The sequence below is a fragment of the Haloferax sp. Atlit-4N genome (assembly GCF_003383025.1).
Classification (GTDB): domain Archaea; phylum Halobacteriota; class Halobacteria; order Halobacteriales; family Haloferacaceae; genus Haloferax; species Haloferax gibbonsii.
Genome location: NZ_PSYY01000003.1, coordinates 410,977 through 433,010, shown reverse-complemented (window position 1 = coordinate 433,010; position 22,034 = coordinate 410,977). Strand labels below are relative to the sequence as shown.

General features: G+C 54.2%; 11 protein-coding genes and 4 pseudogenes. 7 read left to right on the top strand and 8 right to left on the bottom strand.

Annotation, left to right across the window (positions count from 1 at the left end):
* Positions 1 to 47: 47 nt before the first annotated feature.
* Positions 48 to 2,441 (bottom strand): family 78 glycoside hydrolase catalytic domain, encoded by a 2,394-nt coding sequence (locus tag C5C07_RS17370; RefSeq protein WP_115805681.1) that lies wholly within the window; start codon positions 2,439 to 2,441, stop codon positions 48 to 50.
* A 942-nt stretch (positions 2,442 to 3,383) separates the two neighbouring features.
* Here C5C07_RS17370 and C5C07_RS17365 point away from each other — a divergent pair.
* Together C5C07_RS17365 and C5C07_RS17360 are read left to right on the top strand one after the other, a co-directional pair.
* Positions 3,384 to 4,940, top strand: coding sequence for a sulfatase (locus C5C07_RS17365; protein WP_115805680.1), 1,557 nt, complete (start codon positions 3,384 to 3,386; stop codon positions 4,938 to 4,940).
* Positions 4,941 to 5,104: 164 nt separating this feature from the next.
* Positions 5,105 to 7,909, top strand: a complete 2,805-nt coding sequence (locus C5C07_RS17360; RefSeq protein ID WP_147302040.1) for an alpha-L-rhamnosidase — start codon at positions 5,105 to 5,107, stop codon at positions 7,907 to 7,909.
* Positions 7,910 to 8,496: 587 nt separating this feature from the next.
* Here the strand turns inward: C5C07_RS17360 and C5C07_RS17355 are convergent.
* From C5C07_RS17355 to C5C07_RS17330, 6 genes and pseudogenes are all read right to left on the bottom strand, one after another.
* The gene (locus C5C07_RS17355; RefSeq protein WP_115805678.1) at positions 8,497 to 9,909 is read right to left on the bottom strand and encodes a sulfatase; all 1,413 of its coding nucleotides are present in this window, start codon (positions 9,907 to 9,909) and stop codon (positions 8,497 to 8,499) included.
* 546 nt (positions 9,910 to 10,455) lie between these two features.
* Positions 10,456 to 10,711, bottom strand: a pseudogene (locus C5C07_RS22175) (F420-dependent oxidoreductase); the annotation flags it as partial.
* Between the two features lie 8 nt (positions 10,712 to 10,719).
* A pseudogene (locus C5C07_RS17345) lies at positions 10,720 to 11,571 on the bottom strand (IS5 family transposase); the annotation flags it as partial.
* A gap of 160 nt (positions 11,572 to 11,731) precedes the next feature.
* Positions 11,732 to 11,956, bottom strand: a pseudogene (locus C5C07_RS17340) (LLM class flavin-dependent oxidoreductase); the annotation flags it as partial.
* A gap of 24 nt (positions 11,957 to 11,980) precedes the next feature.
* Positions 11,981 to 12,316: pseudogene (locus C5C07_RS17335) on the bottom strand (IS5/IS1182 family transposase); the annotation flags it as partial.
* A gap of 18 nt (positions 12,317 to 12,334) precedes the next feature.
* Positions 12,335 to 12,988, bottom strand: coding sequence for a YIP1 family protein (locus tag C5C07_RS17330; protein WP_115805676.1), 654 nt, complete (start codon positions 12,986 to 12,988; stop codon positions 12,335 to 12,337).
* A gap of 862 nt (positions 12,989 to 13,850) precedes the next feature.
* Between C5C07_RS17330 and C5C07_RS17325 the strand changes: the two genes are divergently transcribed.
* Positions 13,851 to 14,678 (top strand): IS5 family transposase, encoded by an 828-nt coding sequence (locus C5C07_RS17325; RefSeq protein WP_115805675.1) that lies wholly within the window; start codon positions 13,851 to 13,853, stop codon positions 14,676 to 14,678.
* Positions 14,679 to 14,778: 100 nt separating this feature from the next.
* On the opposite strand, the gene C5C07_RS17320 is transcribed toward C5C07_RS17325, so the two are convergent.
* Positions 14,779 to 16,089, bottom strand: coding sequence for a BNR repeat-containing protein (locus C5C07_RS17320; RefSeq protein ID WP_115805674.1), 1,311 nt, complete (start codon positions 16,087 to 16,089; stop codon positions 14,779 to 14,781).
* Positions 16,090 to 16,372: 283 nt separating this feature from the next.
* On the opposite strand from C5C07_RS17320, the gene C5C07_RS17315 reads away from it, so the two are divergent.
* From C5C07_RS17315 to C5C07_RS17300, 4 genes are all read left to right on the top strand, one after another.
* Complete coding sequence (locus C5C07_RS17315; RefSeq protein ID WP_115805673.1) at positions 16,373 to 17,146, top strand: IS5 family transposase; 774 nt, start codon at positions 16,373 to 16,375, stop codon at positions 17,144 to 17,146.
* Between the two features lie 961 nt (positions 17,147 to 18,107).
* A complete protein-coding gene (locus C5C07_RS17310; RefSeq protein WP_158546596.1) occupies positions 18,108 to 19,676 on the top strand; it encodes an ABC transporter substrate-binding protein in 1,569 nt (522 codons plus the stop codon).
* Between the two features lie 129 nt (positions 19,677 to 19,805).
* The gene (locus C5C07_RS17305) at positions 19,806 to 20,897 is read left to right on the top strand and encodes an ABC transporter permease (RefSeq protein ID WP_115805671.1); all 1,092 of its coding nucleotides are present in this window, start codon (positions 19,806 to 19,808) and stop codon (positions 20,895 to 20,897) included.
* Positions 20,884 to 22,008, top strand: coding sequence for an ABC transporter permease (locus C5C07_RS17300; protein ID WP_115805670.1), 1,125 nt, complete (start codon positions 20,884 to 20,886; stop codon positions 22,006 to 22,008). Before C5C07_RS17305 ends, C5C07_RS17300 begins: the two co-directional genes overlap by 14 nt.
* Positions 22,009 to 22,034: the final 26 nt, after the last annotated feature.

Here is a 22,034-nt window from a genome sequence, read left to right as displayed (position 1 = left end):
GTATGGACAGCGTGCTTAGTGTGGGTCCGAACAGTCCGGCCACCATATTATCGAATTGGTTGATCCGAGTGTCCCGTCACTATGACATCCGGTGGTGCGTCGATCTGTACTTCCCCGTCAGCTCTCGAAACGTGGATCGGACCCTCAGGCGTCGGAATCGCGACCTCGTATTCGAACTCGGTCTCCATGGGATCGAGAGCGACGGTGCCACAGCCGGGTTCGACGATCTCGAATCCGGTGAGATTGCGGATGAGGAACTCCGCGGGGTGTGCCGACCACGCGTGGGAGTGCGAGCGGGGGATGCCAAGGAACTCGCCGTTCCGTCGGCTTCCGTTTTCGGTCCACTCCTCGAGTGTCGAAGTGTACCCACGCTCAACCATTCGCTCGCCCCATCGCTCGCAGAGGATATCGAGTGCGAGGTCGAACCGCCCCGCCTCGTCGAGCGCTTGGAGGACCACGCTCGTGAAGAAAGGCTGGGCCTCAACGTAGTCCACAGACTCCGATTCGTAGAGCGTGTCGATAATCGTGGCCTCGATATCTTCGTCGACGAGTCCGAAATTGATCGCCGCCACGTTGCAGTGTTCGCTCACGTGATCAACCTGCTGACCGTCAACATTAGCATCCACGAAACAACCACGGTCCGCGTCGTACAGTCGCTCCTCGAATCGCTCGAAGATCCCCGACCTGAGCTCAATCGCAAGCTCGACCGTGTGAGCGTCGTTTTTAAGCCGTGCCATCTCACGGACGGCTTCCAATGCGCCGTAGAAGAGAGCGTTCAGCGGCCCGAACTCGCCACGACGGTCCAGATCTGCCCAATCCATGATGGCCCAGAACGGGACGTCTGTGAGCAGTCCTGCGTCGTCTACGTACCGGACGAACACCTGAACGACGCGTTGGACCTGCGGGTAGAAGTTGTGTATCCAGTGGTCCTCCCCGGTGTAGCGATAGTGTTCCCACAGCGCGATGATCCACCACAGCGAGTAGTCGGGGAGCGCTGCATCCCAGTCGTGGCTCGCTGTGTCAGTAACGTTTGCGAGGAGTCCTGTGACTTGCTGGTTCGCACCGGACTGGCGGAGGAACTTCGCTGGGAGTGCGGTGTCACCGAAACACGAGTAGATGCCACCGATGGTGACTGCGGAGGCATCGCCGAGCCACTGTCGCTGTTCACGCCACGGCGTGTCCATGATACACTCATTCGAGCACAGCCGGAGCGTCTCTCTCGATATCTCGAAGACATCGTTTAGTGTTTCGTCGTTGGATTCGAACCCTCCAAGTTCCTCAAACGGATACCGCGTCACCTCGGCGGTAACGCTGACATCCGTGGGCTCAAAGCAGTCCGAGAATCGGAGCTTGACGTAGCGAAATCCCTTCCAACTGAACGTACGGAACCGTTCTCCACCATCATCACCACACATGACGTACTGGTCTGCAAACGACCCATCGATGGCGTTGTTGAACTCACCGTCAACGAGTCTCTCGGCGTAGCCAATGTCGACCGTTCCGCCGGACGGACCGTTGAGTTCGAGTTCGATCCGCGCCGTAACGACGCGCCCGAAGTCAAGGACAATACAGGGATCATAAATACTGTTGAAGGTGTGGTCATCCAGATGATTAGTGCTGTTTTCCACCGTCGCCGTTCTCCCCTCACATAGTGCCTTGGCGTTGCTGACTGACGTGTGCGTAACCGAACCCCCTGATTGGGAAAGCGTGATAGAGCGGTCCTCCGGTCGCTGTCTGTTCGTCAGATGGACGCACTCGGACACGTCCTCTATCTGCTCGGGCGTACGCCGATTCGTCTCCATCTCCGGGATATCTCGTTCGACGAGATAAGTCCACGGGGGAACTGCCGGTGCTGGCAGGGTATCGTTATCGTCCCAGTGCGTTCCGCCGACTGCTACGGCAGAACGCCAGTCCCCGTCGTCGAATCCGACCTCGGTCCACCCGTCGGGCGCCTGTCTTGCGTCGTAGTGTTCCTGATGCGTGGTCACCAGATTGAACGACGTCTCGAACGTATCCTGCTCCCACGCATCGGCCTCGGTGATCCGCCAACTCTCATCCGTGACCAGACACTTGTCGCCGCCCTTGACCAGTTCCGCGAGGAATCCTCCCTGCGTATCCTCCATCGTCCCGGTGTAGTTGATCACCGCTGCGACACAGTTCCGCCCGGAGTCCAGAAACTCGTCGAGATTGTAGGCGTCATAGTATTTGTAGAATGGCTGAGACTGTACTGGTCCCTCGCCAACGTGTTCACCGTTCACGTACAGTTTGTACCGAGTGTCAGCAGTGACATAGAAGGTAGTGTCAGACGGATCGGTCAGTTCGATTTCGGTACGGATGTAGTAGTATGCGTTGTTTGGTTGTGGGTCATCGCCTGCCCAGATCCAGTATGCACTCCAGTTTCGGTTCGGCGGGATGTCTGCGGCTACTGTCTCGAATGCCATCGTTAAGGGGAGAATCTACGTAGAGTGATTTAAAGTGAAGTGATCAGGTGATCCTTAGGCAACTGATGGAGATCTTCGAATCTACTCGGACCGATAGCGTCACCGAGCTGCCTCTGAAAACACGTGAGAGGTCATTCCACGTCATAATCGAATGATTGCCCGAATTGAGATACCCTGAGAGTTAGTGATTATGTCCGTCATGTGCTGGACATCGATGCGGTCACCGAATAGCTCAGTTAGTGCATTGGTGGTGGACCTACACACAAGTTCCCACTCAACAGCGAGTCATAGTAGAGCACCGTCACCACTCAGGCCCATGAACCGGTCGAAGCCGTTTTTACGCAGAGGTCGACAAAATTGTGGGAATGGTTTTGAAATTGAAGATTCCGATCGAGGCTGGCGAAGCCGTCCGTAAGAGCCTCAAGTCAGGTAGCAGTATCGTCGACTACGATTCGATTCGGCTTCTCTGAACGTTGGTCCGGCATCCTAGCCGCTAATCGATATATCAACAAAAAATTCTGAAACGAATGGACTACCTCATGTAGTTGAAAAGTACTTTTTCCCCTCGAAGTAAAGACCGGCGGCATGGAAATGGGCAACGAACCTCTGGCGGGCGCCGCCGTCAACTCTCGCTGCCAATATTCAATCCTCGTAGTCTCTTAACCCCGCTTGAGAAGATCACTAAGTGGTATAGAAAACTAGCTCTTGGACCCGCTCGCTCCTAAATCAAATACCTCTGGTCTGGTTGAGGCACCAAGATAACGTCATCAGAACTTTCACTAGTCTTTGCCGATAGACCCCGTGTTTCTGCTCCCGAACGCACATTCATGGTCGAATGAGAACATGTGGGTGTACAGACAATCTTTAGCCATAAGGTCTAGCTAGTCTACTGTGTTGGGAATTGACCACAACTAATATTCAGTACGGTCATGTCTATGCTGTATGACCAATCAGCGGCCTAACGTCTTGTTTGTGATGACCGACCAGCAACGTGCCGATACACTCGGTGCACTGGGAAACGATTTGATCCATACCCCGAATTTCGATCGGCTCGTGGAGACCGGGGTTTCGTTCACAAATGCCTACTCGCAAACACCGGTATGCGTTCCCGCCCGGTATAACATCCGAACGGGGTGTGAGCCCCCGACGACCGACTACTATACGAACAGCGGTCCGGGCCCTAACACCGGAACTGTTGAGGAACGAGCGGGAACTTACCTTCCCCGTGCGATGCGAGATAGGGGCTACCGTACTTTCGGGGTCGGCAAGTTTCACACTAAACCTCCCTACGAGGATCTTGGGTACGAGACGCACCTCCAAAGCGAAGAGTTGTACAATACCGTGGAGAACCGCAAGGAACGAGACGCATACGGGTCCTTCCTCGCCGACGAATTCCCCGAGTACGATTTTCTTGAACAGCCCCACGGCGAGCGGACTGAAATGTATTACATGCCACAGATGAGCCCGTTACCGGCGGAGGTAACCGTCGAGAACTGGGCTGCCGACCGGGCGATCGACCTGATCGAGCGGGATAGTGAACGCCCGTTCTTCGGGTTCCTCTCGTTCATCGGTCCCCATCCGCCGCTGGCGCCGCCTGTACCGTTCAACCGAATGTACGACCCCGACGAGATGCCATCACCCATCCGTGGTGACATTGATGTCGACCACATGGACGAGCAGATTCCGTGGATGAACCACCTTATCTGGGCTTCCAATGGGGACGAACCGGTCGACGGTCTGCGAGTACGGACGCTTCGGGCGCGCTACTACGGGGAGATCTCATACATTGACCAGTGTCTTGGGCGCGTTCTCAATGCTCTTGAGGAGAGAGGCGAGCGTGAGAATACAGTTGTCTGCTTTTTTTCTGATCACGGCGAACACCTCGGCGACCATCATGCCTGGCAGAAGGAGTCGTTCTTCGAGCAGTCAGCGAATATTCCTTTTGTCGTTTCGTGGCCGGGCGAACTCCCGGCGGGAGAACGCAACGACAACCTCGTTTGCCTAACCGACCTCTTCGGTATCGCCACTCGGGTGGCGGGTGACATAGAGACCCGAGACGGGATTGACGTACTCGGTCTCCTGAACGGCGAAACTGAACCGCGGGAACGACTGCTGGGATACTACGGCGAACCTAAGACACGCCAGTTCAAAATCATGGTACGTGAAGGCGACTGGAAGTATATCTGGCTGGCGAACGGTGACCGCCAGCAACTCTTCCATCTAGCCGAAGATCCCGACGAACTCGTGAACCGTGCAACTGATGACGCAGATGTTGCGGCCCGCCTTCGCTCCGCCGCAGTTCGTGATCTCCAGGATCACGGGCTTGACCAAGTGTTGTGCGATAGTGATCTCGATGGTTTTTCGTTCGAGACCCGAGACTGCGATCGTGTCCATCAATTTGCGAGCTGGAAAGATGTGGATGGATTCCCAGAAGACCCTGTTGACGTCTTAGACAGCTGGGAACTCCGGTCTCTGGACAAGTTCGCCGACGAGCGCTGACGCGCATGCTCTGCGTCGGCCCTATGTACGATAATACATTTTGAGTGGTCCGCACATTGGTGAATCGCCATACAACGGTTGATTCGTCTATGCTGTGGCACGCTTGATATTATGAATGATACATTTCACGACGAGTTCACGAAATTCTCGGAATTGTGTCTGCCGTGTCTCTTAGGACCGGGCGGCTCAACGAAACAATAGTAAATAATATAATTCCAGCCTCTTTTCTTCCAGTAATCAGAATAATGAAATGGTCAGTCACACCGGAAAACCTCCTCACGGAGTATGAGCGTGAGCCAAGGAATATCGACCCAGCGACAACTCCACGATTCTCATGGCGGATTAGGTCAACGGGACGGGCAACAACTCAATCCGCATACCGAATTCTCGTCGCTTCGTCCTCGTCAATATTGAGTGGCAATACTGGTGACGTCTGGGATACGGGCAAGGTTTCCTCAAGCCGAACAACAGCCGTAGAATACAACGGGCCGCCGTTGAAACCGGAAACGACCTATCTCTGGAAAGTCAGGATATGGGATGAAAGGGGAGCGTCAAGCAAGTGGAGCGACGACCAGTTGTTTAAGACTGCGCTTGCGAACAGTAATAGCGCATGGGAGGGACGATGGGTGACGTACGACCCTACTCCCAGTAATCAAGAAAGCAGTCACAGTCCGTTCCTCCGAACTGAATTCACGCTCGATAGCAAGCCGATCGAATCTGCCTGTGCCCACGTATCAACGCTGGGATGGGGTGAATTGTACCTTAATGGGACAAAGGTTGGCACCGAAGTACTCAATCCCGGGTTTACTGACTACAAGGAGCAGAGACTCTATTCGTCGCATGACGTAACGGACCAGCTTCTCAGCGGTCGGACAAACTCGGTCGGGCTCTGGCTTGGTCGCGGTTTTTATAGTAAATCGATCCACGACTGGACGAGTCTGGGACCGCCATGCGGAATCCTCCAGTTGAACGTGAAGTACGAGGACAACAGTACCGAAACAGTCGTGACAGACGCGTCTTGGACCGCAGATGGGAGCCCAATCACGGAAAATGACATTTACGACGGAGAAACGTATGACGCACGAGCGGAACAGCCCGGTTGGGCGAGCCCCGACTTCGATGACGGCAGCTGGGAAACGGTGACCGAACTCCAAGAACCAAGCAGTAGTTTCGAATGGTACCCACAGCGTCTCCCGGCGATCGAAGTGACGAACTCGATTTATCCGGTCGATATCTACCAGGATGGGGGGAACTGGATAGTCGATTTCGGACAGACGCTAGCGGGATGGGTGGAGTTGACGATTGACGGTGCGAGCGAAGGACAAGAAATCACCGTGGAGCACGCCGAGGTTCTCGTCGATGACGACGGCGGAATTTCTCATGACTCCGGGTATCTCAATATGGAGGATCTCAGGGACGCTGACGCGACGGACACCTACATCGCGAAGGGTTACGGTACCGAGATCTACGAGCCACGCTTCACCTACCACGGGTTCCGGCACGTGCGCCTGTCTAACTACCCCGGCGAACTATCGACGAACGACATCGCTGCGAAGGTCGTCAGAACCGAACGCGAGGCCGACGGACGCTTCTCCACATCGAACGATGATCTGAACGACGTTCACCACATGGTCTCTTGGGGGCTCAGAACGAACACACACAGTATTCCGACAGATTGTCCAAATAGAGACGAGCGGCACGGCTGGACAGAGGTCTTCCGTGGAGCACCGGCGGAGTACTACGAGTACGAAACCGAAAAGACACACCGCTTCTACGAAAAGTGGCTTCGTGACCACCGTTACGACATGCGCTCGAAGGGGATGGTGGCCGTGACGACGCCAGACCAGGTCGACGAGCAGGACCCGAACTGGTCGAAGTCCTCAGTACAGTGTGTCTGGCACATGTACGAGCACACGGGCGACGAACGGGTATTGGCAGATAACTACGAGATGATGACACAATACGTAGATTACTGGCAGTCACGAGCGGACGAGGGAATTAGGAACTACATTGTCCCAGCCGAGTACAATACCTTCGGTGATTGGCTCGCACCAACGGAGGAAGAGATTAGAAACGACCCAGCGCTGCTGAACACCGTCGCACACTACCAGACGACAAAGACTGTCGCGAAGGCGGCCACAGTCCTCGGTAAGCCCGACGCAGCTCGAACCTACGACACGCGCGCACGTCGTATCAAGGCTGCCTTTAACCATCACTTCTACGACAAGACAACTAACACCTACGGCAGCGGTGACATGGGTACATTTGCTATGGCGCTGCACGGTGGACTCGTCCCAAGCAGAGCCGAACAGGCAGTCGCGGACGAACTCGCATCAACCATCAAAAATGAGTACGGCGGTAAAATCGGTACCGGCACGATCAGCACACAGGGACTCCTTATGTCATCACTGATGGAGTACGGATACGAGGATCTGGTGTACCACCTCGTCACCCAGCCCGAGAACCCTGGGTGGGTGTACATGAGCCGTAACGGGGCAACTACCCTATGGGAGCGCTGGGATAGCGATACCCGAATCGGCTCCGGTATGAACTCGTTCAACCACCGCCTCTGGATGGAGGTGAGCGAATGGTTTTACGCGAAGTTGGTCGGTATCCAACCGGCGACTCCCGGCTTTGAGCGGGTACTGATTAAACCTCAGGTCCCGACAGGGCTTGAGAGGGCGAGTGCGGAGACCGAGACAGTCCGCGGGAAGGTTGCAGCGGCTTGGGAGCAGTCCTCTGACGAGTTCTCAATCGACATCACAGTGCCCGGAAATACCACCGGTGAGGTCTGGATTTTAGCCAACCAACAATCAGCGGTCTGTGAGGGTAATATCTGTCCGGCAGAGGATGCCACCGGTGTCTCATATCTGCGTCGCGAGGATGACTACGCTGTCTACGAGGTTTCCTCTGGGTCCTACGCATTCACCTCGAACATCGAACCTGCAGACGAACAGCTGGACTCGTGACTGGGCACACGTTCGAAACAGAGACAGATGGGTGACGTTCTAATAGCAGGTTCCACAGCCAGGTTAGGAGAGACTGGAGCCAAGTAATCAAAGATCGGCCAAGAAATAGAAGCTGAAACATCTACAAGACCGGTCGACTGGAATAACCAGTAGGTATTCTGTAACGACAGGCGGGGTCGTTCAAGTTCACCGACTATCCACCTTGCATGGGCAACGGCGGCAACCTCTGCTAGCATCTCGAGAACAACTCCAACAGGGATATGACGACTGAATCATTGAGGAGCAGACGTCCAAGTAACACAGGCCTTTCCGAACAACTCAAACCGGCCCGAGTACATCGAGGATATCGGCACCTAAGCGAACGGCACCGAGGTCGGCTTTGACAACCAAATCTCCGAGAGTGAATACTACAATGTTACCGTCGGAATTTGGGATACTGCAACCCTCGAATTCGATATGTACAATGCGTCCTACGAGGTGGAACTGTCGATATGTCTGAGAACCGAGTTTGCTTCCGTCGAGGCGAACGTCGCCGAGGCTGGACAGATTCCCGAGATCACAGTTTCTCCACAGACCCTACACAGGAGCTACGTTCGCGTCACTTCGTTGTCCTCCCAGACGTCAACTCCGGGCCGTGAAACAGGGCCATCAAGCAGCGGGTCGTTGCTCTCGTGCATCCTGTCGTAGACGTATTGTCTGAGCCGTTGGATATCGTCGGCGTAAGCCGGATCTGGTTCCACACCTGTCCCCGGCGAATCGAACATCCCATCCGATCCGGGCGGAGAAAGCGGAACGCGACTGGCCGCGAGGTTGTCTTGTTCGTGTGGATCCTCGGACAGGTCGTACAGTTCCTCGCGCGGGCGTTCGGTGGTATAATACTCCTCACGGAACTCACGCCCCGCAGGACTGCCGAAGATGTCGGCTGGGAGGTGGATTCGCTGTTGTTTCCAGAAATTACGGATGTACTTGAAATCCTTTGTACGAACTACCCTCATTGGCACGTAGCGCTCGTGCCACGTCATCTCAGCTCGGACGTACTTACGGGGCGTGTATCTTTCCTCGCCGAGTAGATTCCGAAAGCTCCGCCCGTCAAGGTCGTCCGGAATCGGTAGGTCAAGCAAGTCGAGCACTGTCGGTAGCACGTCGACGTGACTGGTCAGACTGCTATACCGCTCGCCGCCATCCAGAACCCCCGGAAGGCGGGCCACGAACGCAACCTCAAGTCCGGGGTCGTAACCCGTTCCTTTGGCCCGCGGTACCGCGAGGCCGTGATCGGCGGTGAAGATTACGAGTGTGTTATTGGCTAGGCCGGTCGCTTCCAACTGGTCGAGGATCTGTCCGACTGCCTCGTCGAGCGAATGGGTAATGAGCGCGTTCAGGTTCGCGATCCCTTCCCTGACCCCGGGTCGGTCCGGAAGGTATGGAAACGGATCGACATCGTCGGGGACGTACGAGTCGAACAGGTCGTCGTTGAGGGACGGATAGGCGAACGTGGACGGAACGTCCTCACCCGGCCTGAGGTGGGGCTCTTCGAATCCGATTGATGCGAAAAACGGGGTGTGTTCGGCCATTTCCGGCAGGTCCGTCTCAATTATCTCAACGAGTTCGTCAGCAAGCGTCTGGTCGCGTACTTGGTCATACCTACGAGACGCATCCTGACAGAAGTGTTGGACGCCGAAGTGATGCGTTGAGTACCCGGCTGACGACAGGTGCTCGGCTATCGTCACCTCACCTTCGTTGAGGTCCCATCCCCAGGTCGTCTGCCCCATCAGCCCGTTAACGTGCGGGTGCCGACCGGTATGGAGGCTCCCCCGACTTGGACAGCACTGTGGCGCCGTACAGAAGTGGTTCTCTAGGAGGACACCGTCCTCGGCGAGACTGTCGACGTTTGGTGTTCGCACGCCCCTGTCGTAACAGCCGAGGTGTCGGCCGAGGTCGTGGCAACTCAACAAGAGGACGTTCGGTCGGTCGACGACACTCTGGTTTCGGAGAGACTGCATACAACACTCTCAAGCAAACATCGTATAAAATAGGAGGGGGCAGCCTGATTCGATGACGGGCATGCGTGGTTTCGAACTCAAGAAGAGATCAACACGAGGGTTCGTAGTCCTACAGTTCCTACTGTGCAGATGAATCGACTTTAGAGAACTGAGGCGCTCACTGTACCAAGCAATTAGGAACATGATTTCCTTGAAACCATCGCCACGAGAAAGCTACTGCTCTCCCTTGGTCCAACTGCACTCCGGAAGAGACACCGAAAAACACTCGACTGCGACCAGTAAAGCCAGGTTCCCACCCGCGCTTGGACAGGGAAGGACCAAATGTGGCTACCTGCCCTCTGTTCGGGATTTGACGAAATGCTGTGGGAGACGGTAAGGCACGTGCGTACTCGATCGAGTAACCTGGTTACTGTACGGTAAAATCGACGCTCCCGAGTATTGGGACATTCGGGTATGTCTCGACAATCGGCTCTAAAAGCTACTGAACGAGGCCGACGACCTTGCTTGGACGCAACCGATTCAGGAATACGTACGTCCCGAAAGCCCGATCGCTTCCGCGGAATTCTTGGGTATCCCCATCATGAAGTACTCCCGAGCGTCTTCTCTTTCTCGATGGGCGCCTAATTCTGGTACTCCTCCTCGAACTGGATCGGTCTCATTAGGTCGAGTAGTCGGTCGAACTTCTCCCCGTCACGGATGCAGATGATGTGTCCGTCCCAAGGTACTCAGTCTCGTCTGGATTGCGTCCGACCGTCTCACAGTGGTCTTCGATGATAGAGATCTTGGGCGTTGACGCCTGAACTCACGGTTAGACCCCTCGATCGCGCGTTCGATGTTCCGAACTGTCGGTTTCATGTCAATTTCTCGGAACTGACCAAATCGTATTCTCGCCCACAGCGTCTCACCGTACCGCTGCCGCAATTCGAAAAACACGGATTCAGCGTTTGAGCGTTGGTTGTACGCACGATCATAAATTAGTAAATTCCTCGCCCATCCTCCCATTCCGGGGCCGCATTGCGGAATCAGCGGTGTGATATTTTCAGAACGTAATTTCGTCCGAAGTGCTTCCCAGTCGTATCCTTTATCCGCCGCCACAGCCGTCAGATTCTCAAGATTCCGCACCAGCACTTGCCAGCCGACCTGTGTATCGTGCAGTTGTTTCATCGAACAGTGTATGTCCAGAATCGAACTCGTTTCGCAATCGATGAGCAGCGTCGTCTTCACCGCCTCAAACGTGTAGTCCGTCCGTTTCGCGTAGTGCTGGCTCGCTTGGACGCGATCCATCCCGGTTGCGTCGATCGCTTGAACATCACCGAGATCGTACATTTCAACCGACGCGTCGAGCATCGCCCGCCACCGCTTCATCGGAATCCCTTGCTTCCGCGCACAGATCGTAGAGAAGTGAGGAAGCGTCTCAACCGTCAAATCGAGTGATTTTAAAACTCTCGGCATTTCTCGCAGAACATTCATCAGCTTCCGGTAGTCGTGGTTGAGATACTCTTTGAACCCTTGAACGGCGAGAATTACCCAATCGGCATACCCCTCTTTTTCGGGTCGGTATGCCGGAGTTGGCTCGCCAGCGCTGGCTTTTCTGGCGAGCGATACAATCGTCTCTGCGAAGTGAGCTGTCTTAGTTTGCACACCCAATCTGTCCCGCTTCAGATTCTAGTAAATAGTACTTCTCCGAAGCTACTAGCTTGACGACACTAGTGGAACAACCCTCAGACAGACTGAGTTTAACCGTCTAAACAAGGCCGAGATCTTGTATTCAAGATCTCAACGTCGCCGTTGAAGCCTGCACCGTCACCGACCCCTCGTCGTCCCATATGCGCTTCATCAGTCGGATGACCTCGTCGAAGTGAATGAGCCATTCAAGACCGTCCCGGTACTCATAACCGTATGCGTCGCACTCGGATTCGCGCCAGCCAGCGCCGAGACCGAGTTCGAAACGCCCCTCAGAAATAAAACCGAGCGTCGCGATCATCTGCTCGACCAGTACCAGGTTGCAGTCATCGTTTTAGAGGACGAGCGACCTGAGGTTGGTTTCACTAAGGGTGTCATAGAACTCTTGTCACACCGTGATGATCGTATTTCCTGGATTGTCTCCACGTTCGTAGTTGGTGATAGCGACGACGAGGCGAAGGCACAGGGCAAGAAACACCTGCGCTCATGCGTGGACGCGGCCTCGGGCGAACGCACGCCCGAGGCCGCAGTCCTTCACTAATTCGTTGGTTCGTTCGACTCCAGTACGGCGGTTGCACGTCTCATCCGACGTGGACTGCTTCAGCTGAACGTCCTCGCTGTGTTGTTCGATGCGGTCTTCGACCCTGTAATCGATGTCTTTCGGGCCGTCGGTGTTTCACGCATTGTACGGAGCGACTGGCACGACCCCTGCGGCCAGCAGGTGGATCAAACTTAATCCATTTCAGAATATTAAATAGGTATATACTGATAGAAAGATGAGCACTGGGAGGCCAACTGCGAGTAACGAACCTTGGCGTGTTAGGGTGCTTGCTTCATACACGGCGTTATACCAGAGGTAAGTAGACAAGAGTACGAACAGAACTCCCACGATGAATGCAGTCTGGAAGATGACTGACGAAGTTGCCGAGCCCACATAGAGATAAATGTCTTCCATCTGGATTGCAATTGTCCCGATAAAGAGTGGGTCACAGACTAATGCAGAGTCACAAGGGTTTGTACTCCGAATCGCCAAGTATCGACCGAGAGACCAGCTTACGCCAGCACCGATCATCGGCAGAAATCCCCAGCCGGTCATGCGGAGTAACAGTCCATAACTGAGCCGGGCATTCACAGCTTTCCCGATTGCCCAAAAAGTGAATGTGAACGTTGGCCAGAGAACAAGAGGCAATGCTATGTACATCATTGATAATACGACGATAAGGCTCTCGTAGTGGTTGACTTCCATTCCAAAGGTAGTAATATAGACTCCGATCATATCCCCAGCAAACGCAAGTGCGGTCACAAGAATGATAATAGACTGTGCAGTCAGGGTTGGATATTTTATTCTCTCTTCAAAGAATCTATTAGGGTCCATGAACAAGTTGGCCATGCGCATAATTGACAAGTTCAGACAGAGTGGTTATAACTGTTACGGAGGGCGAATAACAAGACGCAATTCACGCCTCGATCTTCTCGCGGCTTAGATTGGCTCTCTGTTCACAGCTAGTAGGTTCGATCGCGAATCCAAGACATAGTAAGGGGTAGACGGTGATTACCCGGTATCCGTCATGCGCCGCTGTGGCGCAGTATCGGGTACAGCACTAGCGGAGATTACGTCTCTCTCGGACATACACAGATACCCAACCCCTCGTTTCGAGAGTCGATGTTAAACGCGCAAAGTCAGACACTCTCCATCGCGGGAGAGGAAGCTTCTTCAGAGGATGACGAAATGACTTGATGTCCATACAAAAACCCTCGTTGAGGAAGCGGTTATTAACGGCGGCATTCTAGGCTTCTGTTCAGACGGGGTCTCCCGAGGATTGCAATACCGCACCCCCAGTCGCCCCGTTTTTGGTGAGGAACCTTACTCGATGCATACCAATTGGCCCGGACACGCGCGGAACAGACTCACGTGCGCCCGTACGTACGAAAGGTGGATGTAGACAGATAGGTCCACAGTTGGCCCCGGTAAAAATACGCATGGACGTCATGATTCTCAAAAACCATCGACGACCGGGGTTGAACCCCTCCGGCCGCACTCACATTTCCCTTTTGATCAGGTCACGTGACTGGGTCGGGTAGAGGTCAAACAAACTAAGAGACCACAGACGATGGACAGCGAGAAGCCGATGCAGGCAGGAACGAAGCTGTACTAAGCGAATTAAGCGGTTGGCGTAGGGGGCTCTGGTGAATCACTAGACAGCGTCGGATTCGTCCGTCAGAACTAGGGAGTTGAAGCGGGAAATCAGCGGTGATTCATGTCGAAGATCTCCCGCTTCACGACAAAGGCGGTGACGTTAGCTAAAAATGCTGTTGGTGGGCGAGGCGAAGTCGCCGCCCCCGAAGGGGGTGGCGGCTTCGCCGACTACGCACTCGTATCCCTCCACTGTCTGCGGGTTTACCTCGATGCATCGTACCGTGACGCATTGGATTGGCTGAGCGAAATGCCACTAATTCTCGGGGAGATCGGCCTCGAAGAGGGCGATCTCCCTGATCACTCGACGCTAGTGAAGGCATTTGATAGGTTTCAGATGAAGATCTGGCGAGTGCTACTCCGACTCTCCTCGGAGCTGCACGACCTCTCGGGACATGCCGCCATCGACGCCACGTTTTTCGACCGCCAAAACGCCAGCAAACACTACTGTCGTCGGACGAATTACCGCGTTCAAACGCTGAAAGCGACTGCTCTCGTGGATACGCAATCTCAAGCGATCCTCGACGTACACTGTACGACCGAGAAGACTCACGACACACAGCTCGGCTGGCAGGTCGCCTGCCGCAACGCAGGCGACCTGCACAGCCTCGCCGCTGACAAAGGCTACGACTGGATGGAGTTACGCGAAAAACTGCGAGAAGAGGACGTGAGACCGCTGATCAAGCATCGGATCTTCCAGCCCATCGACCACGCGCACAACGCGCGGGTCGATGGGCCTCGATATCGCCAGAGATCGATGTGTGAGACTGTCTTCTCGTCGATCAAGCGCTCGCACGGCGACGCCGTGCGGGCGCGAGCGTGGTTCCGAGAATTTCGTGAACTCGTCGTGAAATGTATCGTTCACAACATCAAGCGAGCGCTAGACCAGTGAAATCACGCGTTGTATGGCGATTCACCAGTGCCGCGTAGGGTTTCTTGGATTCCAGTACGCCTTGTACGGGCCCAGTCGCTTACAGTTTAGATCGTTTCTCTTACGGCGACATCGATAACTCGTATAGTTCGAGGGTGCTCGATGGCGGCGCTTCCCAATCCGAATCAGCCCAGTGTGAGTTCCGTGCATCAACGGCCCATCGGAGCGCGTATTGTGTCTCTTCTGGAGAATGACCGCTGTCTTCAACCCACATCAGAGACCGGGTATTAGACTCGGAATCAGTCGAGCCAGCGTCCGCTGGATACTGACACCACGGGGACCGCCACTCAATCGGTTCGAACGTCTCTTCGTCGAGTACCCACATGCCTGAACCGTACTTCGGATGGCTGTACGTCTGGGTCAACTGGCCATCCGGTCCGGGCTCGACACCGCTGATTCTGATGCCTTTCCCGTCGAGGCCCCCACAACCTCCAAACGTGTATCGGTAGTCCCAGTCGCTCGTCTCATAGACTTCCCAACCCACCGGCCTGACGACACTATCGGGCTCGGCCCTGGCATTATATACCTGTGTGTTCCCGTCCCCGTCGAATTTGAAGTAGCTGACCACAGGGCGCTGCTCCGTATCGAAGCCGAGGTAGATCTGTGAGTTGATCATCCCTCCATGGGACGGAACCGGGTCGATAAGCTCTCCAGCGTGGAATCCGATCGGCGTTGAGATCGTGTCTCCACGGCTGTTCTCCCAGTGCTCCAGATCTTTGCTCCGGGCGTAGTAAAGGTCGTGATTCGTCTGTGCGGCGGGAGTATCGCGCCAACACCACGCCATGTGGTAATATCCATCTGGACCGACAACTGGCCCCTGCATGTACGCACTGGATTGGACCCCCCCAGCAATCAACGGGCTATCAAGCAACCGTTTCCATGTGGCTTGCTTGGGATCATAGACGTTGTAGATCCAATCACCTTCGCTGCAAGTCTTATAACGGTATTCGAAGACCAATTCACCGTCTGGGCCGGTAAAGAATCGCGGATACGTTGTTAAATCCTCCTCGGACCCTACCATTGAGTCGACCTGCTCAAACGTCGTCACATCGAGTGGTTCGGTCGTCCGGTAGTAGTTGAGTGCATCGACGTGGAGATCACCGACAAGGTGGAGGTAGCCGTCATCGTCGACTGTCAGCTCAAGGGAATTATGTCCGTCCCAGATGTCGTTTCGTTCCTCAGTGACTGTCGTGAGCGTCCAGTCAGTTTCACCGAGGTGTCGCTGACCCGCCACAATTGACTGATCTGCAGCGTAGAATGCGACGAACTGATGGTCCTGGTGTGTGTACAGGTCGAATTCCGCCGCTTGACCAGCCCATGCTTGGCCGATATCGTGGTTAGACTCTACCTCAAATTTTGAATTTGTCAGCACATACCATGGTTCGCACCTATCCTACTTAAATCACATCTCATGGGCAATCGTTGTTGATGAGACCATGCGGATTTTAGGTACATTGCTAACTCTTGGTCCTCGGTTTTGAGTATCTCGATTGCCATCGGGACAACCTTGACGCCAATTATGGAAGACGATAAGACAACACAAGGAACCCCAGCAAAGCCTCGGCGAGAGCCATAGAGTAATGTGCTCTGTAGGATCGCTAGACTGCGACGTGGCGACTCCGTTATCTCGGTAGAAAGCGAAGCGACAGATTGGTTTGAGTTCGGAAATCCGCCGCTTCACACGTGTTACGGTCGCTACTGCTAAAACAGTTGCCGACTGGGCGATGCTCACGCTTCATGCACTGAGAATTGAGCTTGGGAAGTCCTACCGCCAGACAATCGACTTGTTGAGCGAAATGCCGGGCGTTTTCGAAGAGATTGACCTCACGCGGTTGCCTCACGACACGGTGCTCCGCGATTGGTTTGAGAAGATTTCGACGAAGACCTGGCGTGCGTTTCTCCGCGTTTCGGCGGAGAAACGCACTGGCCACGCTGCTATCGACTCGACCGGCTTCGACCGCGACCAGCCCTCGCGGTACTACGCCCAGCGGGCGCACTACCGCGTCCGGTCGCTGAAAGTTACCGCTCTCGTGGACGTCGAAACGCTGTTCGTCACCGACGTCCACTGCACGACGACAAAGAAACACGACGCGAAGATTGGCCCGCAGGTCGCCCGCCGGAACGCGGACGACCTGCTCTCGTTGGCCGCTGACCGAGCGTACGACGGCAAACCGTTCCGCGACGAACTCCGCAGCTACGGAGTTCGTCCGCTCATCAAGCATCGTATCCACAATACGCTTGATTTCGCACACAACGCACGGATGAGCTCGATGGGCTACAACCGCCGCTGGATGGTCGAAACCGTCTTCTCAAGCCTCAAGCGCACGCTCGGCGCAGCCGTGCGTGCGCGAAGCTGGCATCTCGAACTCCGTGAAATGGTGCTCAAATGCACCGTCTACAACCTCCGCCGGAGCGTGAGATATCCGTGAAATCCAGCTCCGTATACCGATCCTACAGAGCAGAGTAATGAAAGGTCGAGCGATTCATGTGGCCGAGTCCGAAGATTGTGTAGTGGCTACAGTAGCGGACTCCAACTTGATGACATAGCGAACGGCGTTGACGTTACGGTTAGTATAGGGACAGAGTATCGCGTCAGGCCACCATCCCATAGATCCCATTATCTGACCAGAACGTACTCTCCGGGAGCTCCGGTTCGTCGTCAATATATGTCCGGTATTATCGTGGAGATCATATCTGGCGGAAAAACATCAGCATGTTATTACAATACTATTCTTGTAATACCCATTCGGTTTGGAGACCAACAACTCCGGCATTGCCGGAAATGTGTCTGACCTAAATTGAAGGAACCATTGGTCGCCTGCCGACGGTGTGGAATACCACAAAGATAGATGTGTACATGTTGTAAGATGACGCGTACGATCGTGCGGCACGTTCTGTAGCTTCAACACGGGTTTCAGAAATTCAGTTTGACACTCATAGATAAATAGGATATTCGTGGATCTTCGGTTTCCACACCAACATTCAAAAAATATATAAAGGGCCATTTGATAACTACATACCATGCCAAACAGGCACAATAAAGAGACGTCAGCGACGCGACGTCGTCTACTTGCAACGTTAGGGGCAATGGGCACAGCAGGAATCGCTGGGTGTGGAAGCGGAAGCAACGAGATCACGCCGACTTCAGAGCCCACTACTGAAAGCGGGTCCTCTAGCCCGACTAGTGACGCCAGCGATCATTTCCCTGTAGCTCCCGAAGGTGAACCCGTCGAACCTATCTTCGATATCATGAGCGTCCAACTTCCTGGGGAGGTTAACCTGCTCCCCGATCCCATGGGCCCCCAAGGTAGTGATAAATACACTCGAGTTACGTCCGCGCCCCCGTGGGCGAATCGGCAACGCCCGAACGCGGAGACGTACTGGCACCTCGTGACAGAGGACAGGCTGGATGATGACAACAAGACTCGGATTACGAAGTACAACGACGAGTTCACGTGGCACGACGGTAAGACAGTTACTGCCGAAGATATGTTCCTGCTTGAGGAAATAAATTATAAACTGGAAAAACTAGACCCTGATACGGAGCCTCAACAGATTCCCGAGATGGTCGATAAACAAACCATCAAACGGGTTCAAACGAAGGAAACCCGTGAGGACTACTTTTTCTCGTCTGGAGCGAGAGGTAGTGCTTTCCCGAAGTATGATCGAGATCTGATTCGTCCGTGGCACGAGAAAATAATGGATGCAACGACGGATTCTGAACTACAATCCATCATTGACGAGGCCACCAATCCGGAGAATAAAGTCTCGGTTTCGGATCGCATCGGGCACAGCATGTGGCAAGTTGACACGGTGAACGAACAGTCTGTAATTTACACCAAGTACGAAGACCACCCCTACGCCGACCAGCAGAACATTGAGAAGTTGCGAATCAACTTCGTCTCGGGTGATTCCCAGAAGCGCCTTGCAATAAAGAACGACCAAATCGATGGGTTCAAACGGCCCCCAAAAGGGACTACCTATCCAGATGGGGTCAAAAAATTTGCACGTCCGAGCATCTCAGGCAATAAATGGCGCCTGAACTGGACCGATAAACACCTCGGCAAGCGGGTGGTCCGCCGGGCACTAGCTTACCTCGTCGACTACACGAATATCATCGCCAATCGTGGTAGTGGATATCCGCCGGCACTCCAGAACGGAATGACCGCGCCCGGTCGAAACGCCTGGGTATCGGACAGCCACGTCGAAAGTCTGAATAACTACGGCGAAACCGGCCAGCTCGAGAAGGCGGCGGAACTTCTTAAATCAGCGGGCTACTCGAAGAACAGCGACGGGATCTGGGCCGACGAGGATGGCGACACTATCTCGTGGCGGATTGTCGACGTATATATCTGGGACACTCTCGGCCCATCTTTCCGGAGCCAGCTCAAACAATTTGGGTTTGAAATTGAGTACGATAACGTGCAGAACATTGGCGACTTCGTGAATATGAGCTTCGAGGGCCCGGACTACGGGCAGGGCTGGGATTTCATCATCTGGCACCAGAACGGAGGTGGAGCAGCTGCCAATCACCCCCACGGGTACTATCGGAGCGCATGGCACAGCTACATGATTCACGAAGGGTTAGATGATGAAGGTGAGCCCACGGAATTCGGATTTGCAGGCCACCCCAACGAGTACGAAGTTCCGACAGAGGTCGGCGACATGGAAGCCAGCGGTGAGACCAAAACGCTCAATCTCTGGGAGAATTATAAAGCCCTTCTGTCACCAAAGACGAGCGACGAAGAACTGCGCAGTATAACCGAGAAACTCTCTTGGTGGTGGAACTACGAAATTCCCGCGCTTCAGTCAGTCGAGTATCAAAAGCGCTGGAGCGGTGACTCAAAGAACTTCAACCCTGTAGATTATTCTCACGACGGTACCGAGAACGGGCATCATGTTCTTAACAGTCTCAGCGTGAGCTTCGATAGGGGATGGTACCACAGCAACGTCAAGTAACAGTCTCTCTGACCCTTCTATAGTAATTGGGTTATCATCAGTTCTAAGCCACTAAAGACCACGGCGAATCGAATACAGAGCCACTATCAGGATAATAATCACATCACCCCACGTACTCAACAATCAATAATGAATTACTACATCAAACGGTTTGGTCAAGCTGGCATCACGCTCATACTAGTGATCACGATTTCGTTCGTGATGTATCGCATGATGCCCGGAGGTCCAGTACAGTCATTGATGCAAGAGCGACTCACACAGTGTTTGGAGGCCCAAGGCAGCCTAGCACAGTGCGATATCGATGCGATCAGGCAGAGTGTCAAACTACAGGTCAACATTGACCCAAACAAACCACTACCGGTTGCATACGTTGACTACATGGCAAGGATAGTGCTCCACCAAGATTTCGGTGTGTCCACCAAGTATCAAGAAGGGGTCTTCAGTATTCTATTTAAGGCCATGCCATGGTCGATTTTTATCAGTCTATATGGGCTGGCACTAGGCTGGACGTTCAACGTCTTTTGGGGCGCTATGCTCGCGTACAAGGAAGGCGAACTGTTTGACAAGGCGGGGACTATCTTTGCGATGATTGGCAACTCAATCCCATATTACGTAGCTGCCATCATTGCCCTGTCAGTCCTCGCATACCAGTACGGTCTCTTCCCTCAAGGAGGACGGTATCAGGAATCTCTGAAGTTATTCTATCTTGGCTGGGACTTTGGTCCCCTGCAGATCGGGTGGCTGGTCAATGAGCCAGAGGTTAAACCAGGTACCAACATACCATTCATGCTAAGTGCGGGATGGTCTGCAGCGCTCCCCATCCTCACGGGCTTCCTATTAGGGATCAACGGACTCGGGATGCGTGGGAATGCTGTCCGTATCATGGAATCAGACTACATCCGGGTCGCACGGCTCCGGGGACTTAGCCAGAGCCGAATCGCGAGCCGATATCTCGGTCGTAACGCTATCCTCCCATTGTATACGGGATTCATGATCGGTATTGCAGGTATCTTCGGTTCGAGCATCATCACCGAACGCATTTTCAGCTACCCCGCTGTTGGATGGTACACATTTTCAGCATTAGTGACACGTGACTATCCACTACTCATGGGTGCGTTCATTTTCTACACGTCGGTCACACTTGTAGGGATACTTGTCGCAGAGTTTACTTACGGACTTATCGACCCGCGCGCAGGAGGTGGAGACAGTGAAGCTTACTGATTTCGAGATACAGCTCACAGAATCAAATCCCGATAAGATGTCACATCGGTCCGGTGTTGAGGAAATTTTCGGCATCAAATCAGGTGTCGAAGATGGCTCAAGAAGTCAGGAGCTCACGCGCAAAGAGCGCTACTACCGTCTGATCGACGCGTATGCTCTGGTTCCACTACGGATCATGTGGAATGACTGGCGAGCACGTCTGGGATTCTCGATCATGGCTATCTTCGTTTTCATGGCGACGGTGTGGTCACCGATGTACCCCAAGGTATATCGAAATGCCGCTCCGATTCTCGTTCGCCCGTTCAATCCGGAGTACACACAGTATATCTTCAGATTCTCGCTTGGTGGGTTCACATTCAATGGAATCGAAGTTTGGAGGTATCCTCTCGGGACCGATGGAGTCGGTAGACCGCTCCTCGCTCGTATCGTCAACGCTGCGCCAGACATGGCACAACTCGTGTTTGCCGGGGCCGTCGTATCCATCGCACTCGCCGTGATCATCGGTACTGCAGCAGGGTATTTCGGCGGGACTGTCGACGACGTACTCATGGGACTGACGGATATTGTCCTCACCATCCCGGGGCTACCCCTCATCATTCTGCTTACTGCGATAATCGAGCCAAATAACATGTTCGTTCTAGGAATGCTCCTTGCGATCGACAATTGGCCCGGGCTAGCACGTTCGTTGCGGTCCCAGGTCTTGACGATTCGCCAGGAGTCATATGTCGAAGCGGCGCGTGCGATGGGGATGTCGAAAGGCGACATCCTAGGCAAAGATATTGTCCCTCAGTTGATGCCGTTCATCATGATCAACGCAGCAGGTGCCGGGAAAGGCGTCATCACAGAGGCTGTCGGTCTCTACTTCCTCGGCTTCTTGCCAGGGGATGCACCCAACTGGGGGAAGATGATGGACAATGCTTGGAAAGGAGGTGCAATCCAGGACCCAACGCTGTTCTACTGGATGCTTGCACCCATGATTGTTCTCGCCGGTCTTTCGTTCGGGCTCGTAATGCTCGCACAGGGGATGGACCAGCTATTCAATCCTCGCCTTCGTGCCCGACACGCAAAGACTGTCGGTGGTGACGAGGATCTCGACGGACCAGCCGAATAGTGAATACCTTCGATAGGCTCTGTTGA